This is a genomic window from Pseudomonas sp. MIS38 (genome assembly GCF_019891575.1).
GTDB classification, from domain to species: domain Bacteria; phylum Pseudomonadota; class Gammaproteobacteria; order Pseudomonadales; family Pseudomonadaceae; genus Aquipseudomonas; species Aquipseudomonas putida_A.
Genome location: NZ_JAFLXF010000001.1, coordinates 787,289 through 803,054, shown reverse-complemented (window position 1 = coordinate 803,054; position 15,766 = coordinate 787,289). Strand labels below are relative to the sequence as shown.

The 15,766-nt window shown below is 60.1% G+C and carries 16 protein-coding genes; 11 read left to right on the top strand and 5 right to left on the bottom strand.

The annotated features are described in order from the left end of the window. Positions 1-296: 296 nt before the first annotated feature. Together J1G18_RS03625 and J1G18_RS03620 are read right to left on the bottom strand one after the other, a co-directional pair. Positions 297-1,517 carry a CaiB/BaiF CoA transferase family protein gene (locus tag J1G18_RS03625; protein ID WP_098966520.1) on the bottom strand — a complete coding sequence of 407 codons (1,221 nt, stop codon included), beginning with the start codon at positions 1,515-1,517 and terminating at the stop codon, positions 297-299. Positions 1,518-1,530: 13 nt separating this feature from the next. Then, the gene (locus J1G18_RS03620) at positions 1,531-2,712 is read right to left on the bottom strand and encodes an acyl-CoA dehydrogenase (RefSeq protein WP_003220420.1); all 1,182 of its coding nucleotides are present in this window, start codon (positions 2,710-2,712) and stop codon (positions 1,531-1,533) included. Between the two features lie 157 nt (positions 2,713-2,869). On the opposite strand from J1G18_RS03620, the gene J1G18_RS03615 reads away from it, so the two are divergent. From J1G18_RS03615 to J1G18_RS03565, 11 genes are all read left to right on the top strand, one after another. Continuing rightward, the gene (locus J1G18_RS03615) at positions 2,870-3,769 is read left to right on the top strand and encodes a LysR family transcriptional regulator (RefSeq protein WP_097090188.1); all 900 of its coding nucleotides are present in this window, start codon (positions 2,870-2,872) and stop codon (positions 3,767-3,769) included. Between the two features lie 434 nt (positions 3,770-4,203). After that, complete coding sequence (locus J1G18_RS03610; protein ID WP_223007100.1) at positions 4,204-5,325, top strand: Re/Si-specific NAD(P)(+) transhydrogenase subunit alpha; 1,122 nt, start codon at positions 4,204-4,206, stop codon at positions 5,323-5,325. A gap of 15 nt (positions 5,326-5,340) precedes the next feature. Next, positions 5,341-5,661 carry an NAD(P) transhydrogenase subunit alpha gene (locus tag J1G18_RS03605; protein WP_003220416.1) on the top strand — a complete coding sequence of 107 codons (321 nt, stop codon included), beginning with the start codon at positions 5,341-5,343 and terminating at the stop codon, positions 5,659-5,661. Further along, positions 5,661-7,094 carry an NAD(P)(+) transhydrogenase (Re/Si-specific) subunit beta gene (locus J1G18_RS03600; protein WP_135294679.1) on the top strand — a complete coding sequence of 478 codons (1,434 nt, stop codon included), beginning with the start codon at positions 5,661-5,663 and terminating at the stop codon, positions 7,092-7,094. Before J1G18_RS03605 ends, J1G18_RS03600 begins: the two co-directional genes overlap by 1 nt. 214 nt (positions 7,095-7,308) lie before the next feature. After that, the gene (locus J1G18_RS03595) at positions 7,309-8,802 is read left to right on the top strand and encodes an acetyl-CoA hydrolase/transferase family protein (protein ID WP_223007099.1); all 1,494 of its coding nucleotides are present in this window, start codon (positions 7,309-7,311) and stop codon (positions 8,800-8,802) included. Positions 8,803-9,123: 321 nt separating this feature from the next. Further along, positions 9,124-9,339, top strand: a complete 216-nt coding sequence (locus tag J1G18_RS03590; protein WP_007962833.1) for a DUF1127 domain-containing protein — start codon at positions 9,124-9,126, stop codon at positions 9,337-9,339. 255 nt (positions 9,340-9,594) lie between these two features. After that, positions 9,595-9,804, top strand: a complete 210-nt coding sequence (locus tag J1G18_RS03585) for a DUF1127 domain-containing protein (RefSeq protein WP_098966513.1) — start codon at positions 9,595-9,597, stop codon at positions 9,802-9,804. A 134-nt stretch (positions 9,805-9,938) separates the two neighbouring features. Beyond that, positions 9,939-10,256: a DUF2388 domain-containing protein gene (locus J1G18_RS03580; RefSeq protein WP_007962831.1), complete on the top strand. Its 318-nt coding sequence runs from the start codon at positions 9,939-9,941 to the stop codon at positions 10,254-10,256. Between the two features lie 108 nt (positions 10,257-10,364). After that, on the top strand, positions 10,365-10,670 hold the full coding sequence (locus tag J1G18_RS03575) for a DUF2388 domain-containing protein (protein ID WP_098966511.1): 306 nt from the start codon (positions 10,365-10,367) through the stop codon (positions 10,668-10,670). A gap of 42 nt (positions 10,671-10,712) precedes the next feature. Then, the gene (locus J1G18_RS03570; protein WP_007911662.1) at positions 10,713-11,033 is read left to right on the top strand and encodes a DUF2388 domain-containing protein; all 321 of its coding nucleotides are present in this window, start codon (positions 10,713-10,715) and stop codon (positions 11,031-11,033) included. Next, the gene (locus J1G18_RS03565) at positions 11,030-12,991 is read left to right on the top strand and encodes a DUF4105 domain-containing protein (protein ID WP_223007098.1); all 1,962 of its coding nucleotides are present in this window, start codon (positions 11,030-11,032) and stop codon (positions 12,989-12,991) included. Before J1G18_RS03570 ends, J1G18_RS03565 begins: the two co-directional genes overlap by 4 nt. 148 nt (positions 12,992-13,139) lie before the next feature. Here J1G18_RS03565 and J1G18_RS03560 read toward each other — a convergent pair whose 3' ends face one another. From J1G18_RS03560 to trpB, 3 genes are all read right to left on the bottom strand, one after another. Then, a complete protein-coding gene (locus J1G18_RS03560) occupies positions 13,140-13,580 on the bottom strand; it encodes an anti-virulence regulator CigR family protein (RefSeq protein ID WP_027610197.1) in 441 nt (146 codons plus the stop codon). 121 nt (positions 13,581-13,701) lie between these two features. Then, positions 13,702-14,514 carry a tryptophan synthase subunit alpha gene (gene trpA / locus J1G18_RS03555; protein WP_139054995.1) on the bottom strand — a complete coding sequence of 271 codons (813 nt, stop codon included), beginning with the start codon at positions 14,512-14,514 and terminating at the stop codon, positions 13,702-13,704. Next, positions 14,514-15,746 carry a tryptophan synthase subunit beta gene (trpB, locus tag J1G18_RS03550; RefSeq protein ID WP_103483941.1) on the bottom strand — a complete coding sequence of 411 codons (1,233 nt, stop codon included), beginning with the start codon at positions 15,744-15,746 and terminating at the stop codon, positions 14,514-14,516. The genes trpA and trpB overlap by 1 nt, the downstream gene beginning before the upstream one ends. Positions 15,747-15,766 lie beyond the last annotated feature (20 nt).

The window sequence follows — 15,766 nt, the reverse complement described above, 5'->3', positions numbered from 1 at the left end:
CTCCGCTTTCGACCGAGAAGATCGAACCGTCAAAAGAGCCAAACATCACCGCTCTTTCAACTCCTTCCAGGCTTCGATGAACTGAAGCAAGCGCTGCCGAAAACTGCGTAACTCATTGAATCTCAAGGAGTTTTCCGTTTCGACTGCGCCGGAAGTGGGGCGAATTATAGACCTCCTGAATCTGCCGTCAACCGTTAATTTCAGTTTTCTTTCAACAACTTACAGATCGGTTAAAAAACGCACAAATCCATCTATATATAGGCAGGAAACAGCCTTCTTCTATATAGAAGCGATACTCAAAGCACTCCATCAGCCTTGAGTGCCTCTACCGCGCCAGCGCCCAGACCCAGCACCCGCTGCAAAACCTCCAACGTATGCTCGCCCAATAAAGGAGGCGCGCGAAGGTACTCGACCGGCGTCTGCGACAGCCGGATCGGACTCGCCACCTGCGGGACCATCCCCGCCAATGCGTGCGGAAGCTCTATCGCCAACCCACGCGCCTTCACCTGCGGATCCTCAAACACTTGGGACAGATCATTGATCGGCCCACACGGCACACCCGCTTGCTCCAGCTGAGCCACCCATTCGGCGGTAGTCTTGAATACCGTCGCCTGGCGGATCAGAGGAATCAACACCGCGCGGTTAGCCACCCGCAGCTTGTTAGTCGCGAATCGCGGATCGTCCGCCCACTGCGGCTGGCCCGCCACCTCGGCAAACTTGCGGAACTGGCCGTCATTGCCAACGGTAAGAATGAAATCACCGTCGGCCGTCGGGAAGTCCTGATAAGGCACGATGTTCGGGTGTGCATTACCCAGACGCTTCGGCGCATTGCCGGTAGTCAGATAGTTCATCGCCTGATTCGCCAGACATGCGACCTGCACATCCAGCAAAGCCATATCGATGTGTTGCCCGCCACCGTCGTGATCACGATGAGCCAGCGCCGCCAGTATCGCCACGGTCGAATACAGCCCCGTAAGAATGTCCGTCAGCGCCACTCCCACCTTCACCGGCCCGGCGCCTTCATCACCTTCAGGGCGACCGGTCAGGCTCATCAACCCGCCCAGCCCCTGAATCATGAAGTCATAACCCGCACGCTTGGCATACGGCCCGGTTTGACCGAAGCCAGTGATCGAGCAATAGATCAGATCCGGATTGATCGCCTTCAGCGACTCGTAGTCCAGCCCATAGGCAGCCAGCCCACCGACCTTGAAGTTCTCGATCAGAATGTCCGACTTCGCCGCCAGCTCCCGTACCAGGTTCTGCCCTTCAGGCCGAGTGAAGTCGATCGTCACCGATTGCTTGTTGCGGTTGGCCGACAGGTAATAGGCCGCCTCGCTGGTGTTTTCCCCATAAGCATCCTTAAGGAACGGCGGCCCCCAGGCGCGCGTATCATCGCCATTGCCCGGGCGCTCGACCTTGATCACCTCGGCGCCAAGGTCGGCGAGAATCTGCCCGGCCCACGGCCCGGCCAGCACGCGCGATAAATCCAGTACCCGCAGATGCGACAGCGCGCCCATGGTCGCTCTCCTGTTAATAGAACGCCTGCAGACCGGTTTGCGCGCGACCGAGGATCAGCGCGTGAACGTCGTGGGTACCTTCATAGGTATTCACCACTTCCAGGTTGACCAGATGACGGGCCACACCGAACTCGTCAGAGATACCGTTACCACCCAGCATGTCACGGGCCATGCGAGCGATATCCAGCGACTTGCCACAGGAGTTGCGCTTCATGATCGAAGTGATTTCGACCGCGGCAGTGCCCTCATCCTTCATGCGACCCAGGCGCAGACAGCCTTGCAGCGCCAGAGTGATCTCGGTCTGCATGTCGGCCAGCTTCTTCTGAATAAGCTGGGTGGCAGCCAATGGGCGCCCGAACTGCTGACGATCAAGGGTGTACTGGCGAGCGGTGTGCCAGCAGAACTCGGCAGCGCCCAATGCGCCCCAGGAGATGCCATAGCGTGCGGAGTTAAGGCAGGTGAACGGGCCTTTCAGGCCGCGCACGTCCGGGAAGATGTTTTCTTCCGGCACAAACACGTTGTCCATGACGATTTCGCCGGTGATCGAGGCGCGCAGGCCGACCTTGCCGTGAATCGCCGGAGCGCTCAAGCCCTTCCAGCCTTTCTCCAGGACGAAGCCACGGATGTCGCCGGCATCGTCCTTGGCCCAGACCACGAACACATCGGCGATCGGGCTGTTGGTGATCCACATCTTGGCGCCGGTCAGGCTGTAGCCGCCGTCGACTTTGCGCGCACGGGTGATCATCGCGCCCGGGTCGGAGCCGTGGTTTGGCTCGGTCAGACCGAAGCAGCCGATCCATTCGCCGGAAGCCAATTTCGGCAGGTATTTCTGTTTCTGTGCTTCAGTGCCGAATTCGTTGATCGGCACCATCACCAATGAGGACTGCACACTCATCATAGAACGGTAGCCAGAGTCGACACGCTCGACTTCGCGAGCAATCAGCCCGTAGCTGACGTAGTTCAGACCGCTGCCACCGTATTGTTCAGGGATGGTCGCACCGAGCAGACCGACTTCGCCCATTTCGCGGAAGATTGCCGGGTCGGTTTTCTCATGGCGGAAAGCTTCAAGCACGCGTGGCGCCAGGCTCTGCTGAGCGAATTGGGCGGCGGTGTCGCGGATCATGCGCTCCTCTTCGGTGAGCTGTTGATCCAGCAGCAGGGGATCGATCCAGTTGAAGCTAGCTTTACCGCCCATGAGTGAGTCCTCGCAAATCGGTGAATTAACGTGGCATTGATCCTAGGCCCGGTTGGCCAGCGCGGCAAACGAGGATTTCGCATCCTGTTGTGCTAATTTCTCACTCCGAAACGTCGCTGAATGCCTTTTATGCGGCGCATTAGTGAGGTTGACGTACATGCGCAGGAAGATACCCAGCACCACGGCCCTGATCAGCTTCGAAGCCGCCGCCCGCCACGAAAGCTTTACCAAGGCTGCCGAAGAACTTTCCCTCACCCAGGGCGCCATTTGCCGACAGATCGCCAGCCTTGAGGAGTTCCTCAGTGTGGAACTGTTCCGACGCTCGCGACGTGGAGTGAAGCTGACGGAAGCGGGACTTTCCTACAGCCGTCGGGTGGCCACGCAGCTCGACGCCGTCGAGCGCGACACGCTTTCGGTGATGGGCCAGCAGGGCACAAATGTGATCGAACTGGCGGTGGTGCCCACCTTCGGCACGCAATGGCTGCTGCCACGGCTCAAGGACTTCCAGCTCAAACACCCGGAAGTAACGGTCAACCTGACCAACCGCACCCGCCCGTTCCTGTTTGCCGACACTGATTTCGATGCGGCAATCTACTTTGGCGACGCCGATTGGTCGGGTACCGAATCCCACAGGCTGATGGGCGAAAATCCGATGCCGGTATGCAGCCCCGCTCTCCTCGGCAGCAAGAAACATCTGACACCCAACGAGATTGCCGAGCTGCCTCTGTTGCAGCAAACCACCCGTCCCTACGCCTGGCGCCAATGGTTCAATTCACAGCACCTGAACATCCCACGCGACATGACAGGCCCGCGCTACGAGCTATTCTCCATGCTGGCTCAGGCGGCCATGCACGACATGGGCATCGCGCTGATTCCACCGTTTCTGATTCAGCGCGAACTGGCCGAGAAACGCCTGGTGGTCGCCAACCCGAATGCGCTCTCCAGCATCAAGGCGTATTACCTGATGATTCCGGAGCGAAAGGTCGAATCGGCATCACTCAAGGCTTTTCGCGATTGGCTGGTCAATCAGGCAAACAGCTACAGCCTAGAAGGATAAAGGCTTACAGCGATTACTAACCCGGTAGTCAGGAAAATCAAAGCCCTACAGATATAAGTATTTGTCGCAAAATCACAGACTGTATCCGAAAGTCGTACAGACGTCCCACAAGCGCCTGAAGACGTGGCTTTGAGCCTTCATCCACGACTCATTACGGCCTATTCACGCCACCGATGAGAAATTTTTTCAAATTCAGCCAGAATCCTTGCAAGGCACGGCCTGCAAGGGATTCAACTGGTCATCTGCGACATTCGGTCACGGGATGACTTGTAGTTAATTTTCCGTCACCCGTCATAATCCCTTGAAGGGCATAAAGTTCGCCTGCAAAATGCCGCGCCCCGCCCTGATTTGGCGGGATCGTGCTGATCGGCCGCCCCAGTCGCACCATCCGCAGTGCCTGGGTTTACTCAATAAGATCACGCAGGAGATTTGACGTGCACATTGGTGTTCCTCTCGAAACCCAGACCGGTGAAACACGGGTTGCTGCAACCCCGGAAACCATTAAAAAGCTGATCAGCCAAGGCCATAAGGTCACTGTGCAAACCGGCGCCGGCGTTAAAGCCAGTGTTGTCGACAGTGCCTATGAAGCGGCGGGCGCGACCATTGGCAGTGCCAACGCTGCGTTCGGCGCCGAGCTGATTCTCAAAGTGGTCGCCCCCAGCGACGCCGAACTGGCGCTGATCAAGCGCGGCACGGTGCTGGTGGGCATGCTCAACCCCTTCAATAACGACACCATCGCCAAAATGGCCGAGTGCGGGATTACTGCGTTCGCCCTGGAGGCGGCGCCGCGTACCTCTCGGGCGCAGAGTCTCGATGTGCTGTCGTCGCAGGCAAACATTGCCGGCTACAAGGCTGTGTTGCTGGCCGCGCACTACTATCCGCGCTTCATGCCGATGCTGATGACCGCTGCGGGCACCGTGAAAGCGGCGCGCGTGCTGATTCTGGGTGCCGGCGTGGCCGGGTTGCAGGCGATTGCCACGGCGAAACGTCTGGGTGCGGTGATCGAAGCGTCTGACGTGCGTCCGGCGGTAAAGGAACAGATCGAATCCCTCGGCGCCAAGTTCGTCGATGTGCCTTACGAGACTGACGAAGAGCGTGAATGCGCGGTCGGTGTCGGCGGTTACGCTCGCCCGATGCCGGCGAGCTGGATGCAACGTCAGGCCCAGGCTGTGCACGAACGCGCCAGGCAGGCCGACATCGTCATCACCACCGCACTGATCCCGGGCCGCAAGGCGCCGACACTGTTGAGCGCAGACACCGTGGCGCAGATGAAGCCGGGCTCGGTGGTCATCGACCTCGCGGCTGCGCAGGGCGGCAACTGCCCGCTGACCGTCGCCGATCAGGTCGTGGTCGAGAACGGCGTGACCATCGTCGGCCCGACCAACCTGGCCGGTGAAGTCGCTGCAGACGCCTCGGCGCTGTACGCCCGCAACCTGCTGGACTTCCTCAAGCTGGTGTTCACCAAAGAAGGCCAGTTCGACGTCAACCTCGAAGACGACATCGTCGCCGCGTGCCTGATGTGCCGCGACGGCCAAGTCATCCGCAAAAACGCCTAAGCAGGGATTCAGACGATGGAAGAGCTTATCTCCCCCGGTATCTACAACCTGATCATCTTCGTGCTGGCGATTTATGTCGGTTACCACGTGGTCTGGAACGTTACACCTGCGCTGCACACGCCGTTGATGGCGGTGACCAATGCCATTTCGGCAATCGTGATCGTCGGCGCCATGCTCGCTGCTGCGCTGACCGTCACGCCGCTGGGCAAGACCATGGGCACCCTCGCCGTGGCACTGGCTGCGGTCAACGTGTTTGGTGGCTTCCTGGTCACCCGCCGCATGCTTGAGATGTTCAAGAAGAAAGCCCCGAAAGCAAAAGAAGAGGCGCCGAAGTAATGAGCATGAATCTCGTCACGACGCTCTACCTGATCGCGTCGATCTGCTTTATCCAGGCCCTTAAAGGCCTGTCGCACCCGACCACGTCGCGGCGCGGCAACCTGTTCGGCATGCTCGGCATGGCGCTGGCCATCCTCACCACCATCGGCCTCATCTATAAGCTCGGTGCGGAACTGGCGACTGCCGGTATCGGTTACGTGATCGTCGGCCTGCTGATCGGCGGCACCGCCGGTTCGATCATGGCCAAGCGCGTCGAAATGACCAAGATGCCAGAGCTGGTCGCGTTCATGCACAGCATGATCGGTCTGGCGGCGGTGTTCATCGCCATTGCTGCGGTGGTTGAGCCGCAATCGCTGGGCATCGTCAAGCAACTGGGCGACTCGATCCCGGCGGGTAACCGTCTGGAGCTGTTCCTCGGCGCGGCGATTGGTGCAATCACCTTCTCCGGTTCGGTGATCGCCTTCGGCAAGCTGTCGGGCAAGTACAAGTTCCGCCTGTTCCAGGGCGCGCCAGTACAGTTTGCCGGTCAGCACAAGCTGAACGCGGTACTCGGTCTGGCGACACTGGTGCTGGGCGTGACCTTCATGCTCACCGGCAACCTCCCCGCGTTCGCGCTGATGCTGGCTCTGGCGTTCGTGATGGGCGTGCTGATCATCATCCCGATTGGCGGCGCCGACATGCCGGTGGTGGTGTCGATGCTCAACAGCTATTCGGGTTGGGCGGCAGCAGGTATCGGCTTCTCGCTGAACAACTCGATGCTGATCATTGCCGGCTCGCTGGTGGGTTCGAGCGGCGCGATCCTCTCGTACATCATGTGCAAGGCGATGAACCGTTCTTTCTTTAATGTACTGCTCGGCGGTTTCGGCAACACGGCCGACGCAGGACCTGCCGGTGCGAAAGAAGCCCGTCCGGTGAAGTCCGGTTCGGCCGACGACGCAACGTTCCTGCTGACCAACGCCGACACCGTGATCATCGTCCCGGGTTACGGCCTGGCGGTGGCCCGTGCGCAGCATGCATTGAAAGAGCTGACCGAGAAACTGACCCATCGCGGCGTGACCGTGAAGTACGCGATCCACCCGGTGGCCGGTCGCATGCCAGGGCACATGAACGTCCTGCTCGCCGAGGCCGAAGTGCCTTACGACCAGGTGTTCGAGATGGAAGACATCAACTCCGAGTTCGGCCAGGCCGACGTGGTGCTGGTACTCGGCGCCAACGACGTGGTCAACCCGGCCGCCAAGAACGATCCGAAATCGCCGATTGCCGGTATGCCGATTCTCGAAGCGTTCAAGGCCAAGACCATCATCGTCAACAAGCGCTCGATGGCCAGCGGTTATGCCGGTCTGGACAACGAACTGTTCTACCTGGACAAGACCATGATGGTGTTCGGCGACGCGAAAAAAGTCATCGAAGACATGGTCAAAGCGGTCGAGTAATCCTCCGCAGCTGCACCGGACGCCCCGACTTGTCGGGGCGTTTTTGTTTGCGCACAGCGTCGGACAATTTGCCGCGTTGTTGCAGATCCGGTAACGGTGTTTTACTTGAAACCCGCTAAATAGACGCCTCGTTTGCGACCTTGGTAGCGGGACAGGCGCCCGCGAAATTCACTAGACTGCGCATCCTGCTACTCGCTTCCCGAGAAAATAATCCATGTACCGTGACCGTATTCGCCTGCCTTCGTTGTTGGATAAAGTGATGAGCGCCGCCGACGCCGCCGCGCTGATTGAAGACGGCATGACCGTCGGCATGAGCGGCTTCACCCGCGCGGGCGAAGCCAAAGCTGTCCCTCACGCACTGGCCGAGCGAGCCAAGGTCACGCCGCTGAAGATCAGCCTGATGACCGGCGCGAGCCTGGGCAACGACCTCGACAAGCAACTGACCGAGGCCGGCGTGTTGTCGCGGCGCATGCCGTTCCAGGTCGACAGCACCTTGCGCAAGGCGATCAACGCCGGCGAAGTGATGTTCATCGACCAGCACCTGTCGGAAACCGTCGAGCAACTGCGCAACCAGCAACTGAAGCTGCCGGACATCGCAGTGATCGAAGCCGTGGCCATCACCGAGCAAGGCCACATCGTGCCGACCACCTCGGTGGGCAACTCGGCGAGCTTCGCGATTTTCGCCAAGCAGGTGATTGTCGAGATCAACCTTGCGCACAACGCCAACCTCGAAGGCCTGCATGACATCTATATCCCCACCTATCGCCCGACGCGCACGCCGATCCCGCTGGTGAAAGTCGACGATCGCATCGGCAGCACCGCGATCCCGATCCCGCCGGAGAAGATTGTCGCCATCGTCATCACTCAGCAGGCGGATTCGCCGTCCACGGTGTCGACCCCGGATGTCGACACCAATGCCATCGCCGAGCACCTGATCACCTTCTTCAAGCAGGAAGTCAATGCCGGGCGCATGACCAACAAGCTCGGCCCGTTGCAGGCCGGGATCGGCAACATCGCCAACGCGGTGATGTGCGGCCTGATCGATTCGCCGTTCGAAGACCTGACCATGTACTCCGAAGTGCTGCAGGACTCGACCTTCGACCTGATCGACGCCGGCAAGCTGAGCTTTGCGTCGGGCAGCTCGATCACTTTGTCGGAGCGGCGCAACAGCGACGTGTTCGGCAACCTGGAGAAGTACAAGGACAAACTGGTGCTGCGCCCGCAGGAGATCTCCAACCACCCGGAAGTGGTGCGTCGTCTGGGTATCATTGGCATCAACACCGCGCTGGAGTTCGATATCTACGGCAACGTCAACTCCACCCACGTCTGCGGCACGCGGATGATGAACGGTATCGGCGGTTCGGGGGACTTTGCGCGCAACGCGCACCTGGCGGTGTTCGTGACCAAATCGATCGCGAAGGGCGGGGCGATTTCCAGCGTGGTGCCGATGGTCAGCCACGTTGACCACACCGAGCATGACGTCGACATTCTGGTGACCGAAGTCGGTCTGGCTGACCTACGCGGCCTGGCCCCACGCGAACGCGCTCGGGTGATCATCGACAACTGTGTGCACCCGGACTATCGCCAGGCGCTGAACGACTACTTCACCGCAGCGTGCGCCATCGGTGGCCACACCCCGCACATTCTGCGTGATGCCTTGAGCTGGCACATAAACCTGGAAGAAACCGGGCACATGCTGGCGGTGTAATTCACACAGTCAAACCGCTGATGCAAACACAATTTGTGTCAGCGGATTTTTTAACCCGCCACATCTGGCAAAAACTGTACTGCTGTACCGGTTGTTTCCTACAGATTTTGCCTACCTCCTTCCTCGAATTGAGCAAAAACGCACCACATTAGTGCTGACAGGTACAGTTTGCTCAATTTCGACCCGTACACCCCCTATAAACAGTTAACTGGTCACTCACAATACAGTTGAACTGTATCTAGAGAGACTAGGCAAACGAGAGGATCATGGGCACCAGTTAAACCACTACCTGATCCCGCCACAAGCGGAAGGATGTCAACCATGGAACGTACACTCAGTTCCGAACTGTTCTTCGAAGACAAAGCTGCAAAAAACCAGGCTTCCCTGCCTCTGCGCGTTATCGCTAACCTGATGTTGTGGCAGCGCCGCATCTCCAGCCGCCACCAACTGGCTCGTCTGGATTCGCGTCTGCTGGCTGACGCCGGTATAAGCGAAGCACAACGCTACGAAGAGCTGAGCAAGCCGTTCTGGCGCTAAGTAGCGTCGCTGGCTCTGGTCGTCAGACCCACCGCCAGCAACCCGAATTGAACACACAAGACCCGTCGCGGGAAACCGCGACGGGTTTTGTCGTTTCAGGGTTCGAAAATGCCCGTACAGCAGAATATTCAAAGTACAGGTACAGTTCTCAATAAACAAAATCTGAACCAGTACAATTTTTCATGAGTGTATCTGCTCGCCAAACTGCATCGGGCGCAGCATGTCCTTAACCCTCCTCGGTTTAAGGAAAACGCCATGAAAGGCTTACAGGATGTTTCGACAGCTTCGACTCTACCCCGCGCTCACTCGCACCTGCTGCGGCGCCTGTTTCGACCCCTGTGGCAAGGACTGGAGCGCGCCAGGACGCGGCGCCTGCTGGCTCAACTGGACCAGCGCGACCTAGCGGATCTGGGCCTCAGCCATGCCGATCGGCTCAGAGAACTGGAGAAACCCTTCTGGCGCTAGCATTCTGCCCACTGTCCGAACCTCGCGCGCAGGCCTAATATCCACGCCAGAACGTGGCGAATCTTCTGTAACCCGCGTCTGACTCATCAGACACAAGCCACCTCTCAATACGGTTTACTATCAGGAGATCCACCATGTCCCGTCTTCGCCTGCTCAGCGCTGCCGCCTTGCTGGCCGTGGCTGCCAACGCCAGTGCCTCCAGCTTCATTGTGACCACCGATGCCGTGGTTGGCGCGCTGAAATCCTCCTCGGACGCCACCTCCGATGTCAGCTCTTCGCTGCGTGACAACAAAGTCGTGATCGCCGCCCGTGACGACGCTGCCAGCTTCGTCGCCAGTGAAGGCCAGATCCGTGGCGTGAAACTGGAAAGTGCTCTGGACCTGATCCGTCATCAGGCACCGCAACTGAACGCGACCGACTTCCAACTGGCGCAAGCCATCCTCGCGATCTGATCCGCCATTGCCGGACGGGGCACGCCAGTCGTGTCCCGATGTTTCGCCGCTGGCTCTGGCCCGGGCATTTGCGCTAGCCTTGAAGCTCGTTAACCGTTACCGAGTCTCATGCGTTTATTCAGACTGTTTTTCCCTTGCGTATTGGTCAGTGCCTTCTGGGCGACCTCGGTCGATGCCTTTGATGTCTCCACACAAAACACCGTGGTCAGCGTTTGGGCGACCGGAATGGTGTCTTCCGCACCATTCGACCGTAAACTGATCATCGCCGCTCACGATGACGCGGCGGCGTTTGTCGCCAGTGACGGTCAATTGCGCGGCGCGCAGCTCGAATCCGCCCTGCATTACTTGCGCAAATCCCGACCAAAACTTCATGTCAGCGACCTTGAACTGGCACAGGCAATTCTCGTCCAATAGTAATCATGATCCCTCGTTAACATTGCCCTCCGGAGTCGTTCCATGCGTAGCCCGCTGATTGCTGCCGCCCTTGGCCTGTTTTTGTTGGCCGACGTGGCCCAGGCACACACCCTGGTAGCCACCAGTAACATCATCGTTCGTGCCTCCCAGCGCACCATCGATTTCACCTCCGATACCACGACGTCGATTCGCGATTCGAAAATCATCCGCGAAGCCCACGACGATGCGGCCAGCTTCGTTGCCACCAACGGCGATATCCGCGGTGCGCACCTGGAAGCCGCCCTCAACACCTTGCGCACGCGCGTGCCGGAAGCTCGCGACGCCAGTGATCAGGTGCTCGCCGAAGCCATCCTCGCCCTGTGAAGTCACTCGGCGCCTGGCTGCTGGCCGGGGCACTGTTGCTGCTTGGCAACAGCGCCCACGCCAGCCTGCAATTGCGGCTCAAGACCGACGGCCTGAGCCCCGCTCAGCAGCAGGCCAGCCAGGCGCTGCTCGATGAAGCCATGCACAAGTTGCCGCCCAGCTTCGTCGAACAACTGGACCGGCGCATCGATGTCGGCTGGACCGACGACATGCCCGGTAACGCCTACGGCCAGGCGACCCTGGTTGCCGAGCTAGACCTGAACCGCAAACTGCTCGCCGGTCTCACCGACGGCAGCGCGGCCACAGAGAAAACCAATCGCCCCCATGGCACTGTGCGCCAGGAACTGCTGGCAACGGTGCTGCATGAACTCACCCACATTTATGACCGCGCGCGCCTGTGGCCCGCCGCCGAGCGCACGCTGATTCAGCGCTGCACTCGCCGCAGTAACAGCGCCGGCCTGGTCGGCATTCCCGATGAGTGCCGTGGCCAGACTGAACGACGCTTTACCCTCAGCGATGACCCGCGCCTGCTCGACCTCGCCGGTTGGCAACAGTACGTAGGGCGCCGCGGCGAGCGTGAACAGCACAACCGTCAGGTCGCTCGCAGTCCGGACCTGTACGAAATCTCCAGTCCGAAAGAGTTTGTCGCGGTCAACATGGAGTATTTCCTCCTCGACCCGAGCTACGCGTGTCGCCGTCCGACGCTCTATCGCTATTACAAGGCGCGCTTCGGCTGGGCACCACCGGCCAAGGACACTTGCAGCAACACTTTCGCCTTTCTCAACGCCGGCAACGATTTCGCCAAGCAACCCCTGGGGCAGGTCGACCCTGAGCGGGTGTATGCCGTCGATTATCTGCTGGCCGAAGCCAACCAGAACTGGGTCAGCCGCTGGGGCCACAGCATGCTGCGCCTGGTGATCTGCGCGCCGGGTCGACCACGGGGCCCGGATTGCCGGCTCGACCTCGACCAGCACCTGGTGCTGTCCTACCGCGCCTTTGTCGGCGACGTGCAGCTGTCGAGCTGGGACGGACTGGTCGGCAAATATCCATCACGCCTGTTCGTCCTGCCGCTTGCGCAGGTCATCGACGAATACACCAAGACTGAATTGCGCAGCCTCGCCTCGGTGCCATTGAATCTGTCACGCGACGAGATCGAAGGCGTGGTCGAACACGCTGCCGAAATGCACTGGAGTTATGACGGCAACTACTTCTTCCTGTCGAACAACTGCGCGGTGGAAGGCCTCAAGCTGCTGCGCAGCGGCAGCAACAACAAGCAACTCGTCGGCCTCGACAGCATCATGCCCAACGGCTTGCTCGAAGTGCTCAAAGGCCGGGGGCTGGCCGACTCCAGCGTGCTCGACAATCCCAAGGAAGCCCTGCGCCTGGGCTATCGCTTCGATTCGTTCCGCGATCGCTATCAGGCGATGTTCGATGTGTTGAAAAAGCAGCTGCCGATCAAGCAAACCAGCGTCGAAGATTGGCTATCGCTGTCTGCCGAAGAACGTCGCCAGTGGTTCGAACGTGCAGACCTGCGCACCAGCGCTGCATTGCTCCTGCTGGAACAGGCGAGTTATCGCCGCCAGTTGCTGCTGGCCCAGGACGAGGTCAAGCAGCGCTACCTCGGCGCCCGGGAGCTGGAAAACGGCGGCATGGACAAGGCCAACGCCACCCTGCAGGAAATTCTCGCCAACAGCGGCTTCCTCAGTCGTCCGGCAGAACTGCTCGACAGCCGTGGCTACGGGCTGCCGCAACCAAGCGAGTTCAAGCGCCTGCAGGACGAAAGCGCCCAACGCCAGAAACAACTGCTGGCGCTGAGCGGCGATCTGGACAAGGAAGTGCGCAAGTTGCTGGAACCCAAGCGAGCGGCCGAAATTGCCGCCAGCGAAGCCAACGTGAAGCAGATCGGCGAGCATCTGCGCAAACTGCACAAGGCGTCCGGCGGACTGGAGCTACCCTGAGACAGAAGACTGGAACTGAATCTTTTGGCGAGGGAGCTTGCTCCCGCTCGGCTGCGCAGCAGTCGTAAATCGGTCGAATGCCGAATTTTCAGGGCCGCTCCGCGCCCCAGCGGGAGCAAGCTCCCTCGCCACAGATGCTCGTGCCAAATCAGTACAAAACACCATCCAGAATTTCGTAAACGATCCCGGTACCCACTGCGATCAGCACGATATCGCCCCCGGCGCGGCGCCACTCATAACCCGGATAAACCGGCAGACGACTCAGCGCCCGACCGTCCAGCCGCTCGCCGTAGTAACCATGCGGTAACGGCCGACCACGCTCCAGATGAATGCCCGGTGGCGGCGGTGCACCGCGCACGAAATAGCCGTGATTGTCGCGAATGGTCTGGCGTACCGGGCCGAAGTCGTGTGGCGGGCCGCCTCGGTGGTCGTTCTGCGGGCCACGGTGATCGTCACCACGGTTATCGTAGTGGCCCTGCTGCGGGCCGCCGTGGTCATGATCATCGCGTGGATCGGCGCTGGCCAGCAGCGGCGTCGCGCTGAGCATCAGCACGCCCAGTCCGGCAATCAGACGTTTCGGCATTTTCATCAAGTCTTCCTCACTGCACCAACAGCAAAAAGGGATTCAGAACGTGGTTCTGAATCCCTCGGTCTTGCTCAATTAGGCCGTGCTGTGAGGCGCTAATTCCTCTGTATCAGGAACTTTACCTTCAGCTGACGCGGGCCTGACGCACGCCCTCGGACAGCGCCTTGCACAGACCCAGCACGCCATCGACAGCCTGGGCCGGCGTGGTCGCATTGGCGATGTGATCGATCAGTGCCGAACCCACCACCACCCCGTCCGCCAAACGAGCGATGGACGCCGCCTGCTCCGGAGTACGGATGCCGAAACCGATGCTGATCGGCAGGTCAGTGTGGCGACGCAAACGGGTGACCGCCTCTTCGACGTGTTCCAGAGTCGCCGCACCGGCACCGGTCACACCGGCCACCGACACGTAGTAAACGAAGCCCGAGCTGCCATTGAGCACTTTCGGCAGACGCGCATCATCAGTGGTCGGGGTGGTCAGGCGGATGAAGTCCAGACCCGCAGCCTGTGCCGGGTCGCACAGTTCATTGTTGTGCTCTGGCGGCATGTCGACCACGATCAGACCGTCGACGCCCGCTTCCTTGGCATCAGCGATGAAACGTTCAACGCCGTACATGTGGATCGGGTTGAAATAGCCCATCAGCACCAGCGGCGTGTCGCTGTTGCCTTCGCGAAACTCGCGAACCATTTGCAGGGTTTTCGCCAGATTCTGCTTGGCGCCCAAGGCACGGATGTTCGCCAGTTGAATCGCCGGGCCGTCGGCCATCGGGTCGGTGAACGGCATGCCCAGCTCGATCACGTCGGCGCCAACGCCGGGCAAACCTTTGAGGATCGCCAGCGAAGTGTCGTAGTCCGGATCACCGGCGGTGACGAAAGTCACCAGCGCGGCGCGATTCTGTTGCTTGAGGTCGGCAAAACGGGTTTGCAGGCGGCTCATCAGTGTTTCTCCTGCTTCGACTGTTCCATATGGTGCATGACGGTCTGCATGTCTTTGTCGCCACGGCCGGAGAGGTTGACCACCATCAGGTGATCCTTCGGCAGTTTCGGTGCGCGTTTGAACACTTCAGCCAGCGCATGCGCGCTTTCCAGTGCCGGGATGATGCCTTCGAGGCGGCAGCACTGGTGGAACGCGGCGAGGGCTTCGTCGTCAGTGACCGAGGTGTACTGAACTCGGCCGATGTCATGCAACCAGGCGTGCTCAGGGCCAATGCCCGGATAGTCGAGGCCGGCGGAAATCGAGTGGGCGTCAATGATCTGGCCATCGTCGTCCTGCAGCAGGAAGGTACGGTTGCCGTGCAGCACACCGGGTACGCCACCGTTGAGGCTGGCCGCGTGCTTGCCGGTTTCGATGCCGTAACCGGCCGCTTCAACCCCGATGATTTCGACGCTCTGATCATCGAGGAACGGGTGGAACAGGCCCATGGCGTTGGAACCGCCGCCGATGCACGCCACCAGGCTGTCCGGCAGACGACCTTCCTGAGCTTGCAACTGCTCGCGGGTCTCCTTGCCGATCACCGCCTGGAAGTCGCGCACCATGGCTGGATACGGGTGCGGGCCGGCCACGGTGCCGATCAGGTAGAAGGTGCTGTCGACATTGGTTACCCAGTCACGCAGCGCTTCGTTCATCGCGTCTTTCAGGGTGCCGGTGCCGGCCACCACCGGAATCACTTCGGCGCCCAGCAGCTTCATGCGGAACACGTTGGCCTGCTGACGCTCGATGTCCGTGGTGCCCATGTAGATTACGCAGTCCAGACCGAAACGTGCGGCCACGGTAGCGGTCGCCACGCCGTGCATGCCGGCACCGGTCTCGGCGATGATGCGTTTCTTGCCCATGCGCCGCGCCAGCAGGATCTGGCCGATGCAGTTGTTGATCTTGTGCGCGCCGGTGTGGTTCAGCTCTTCGCGTTTGAGGTAGATCTTCGCGCCGCCGCAGAACTCGGTCAGACGCTCGGCGAAGTACAGCGGGCTCGGACGACCGACGTAGTCACGCTGGAAGTAGGCCAATTCTTCTTTGAATGCCGGATCTTCCTTGGCCGTTTCGTATTCACGGGCCAGATCGAGGATCAACGGCATCAGGGTTTCCGCCACGTAGCGGCCACCAAACGCGCCGAACAGGCCGTTATCGTCAGGCCCGCTACGCAGGTTGGAGGTGTTCGAAGTCTGGGTCATGATGTGCTCCAGGTGAATTC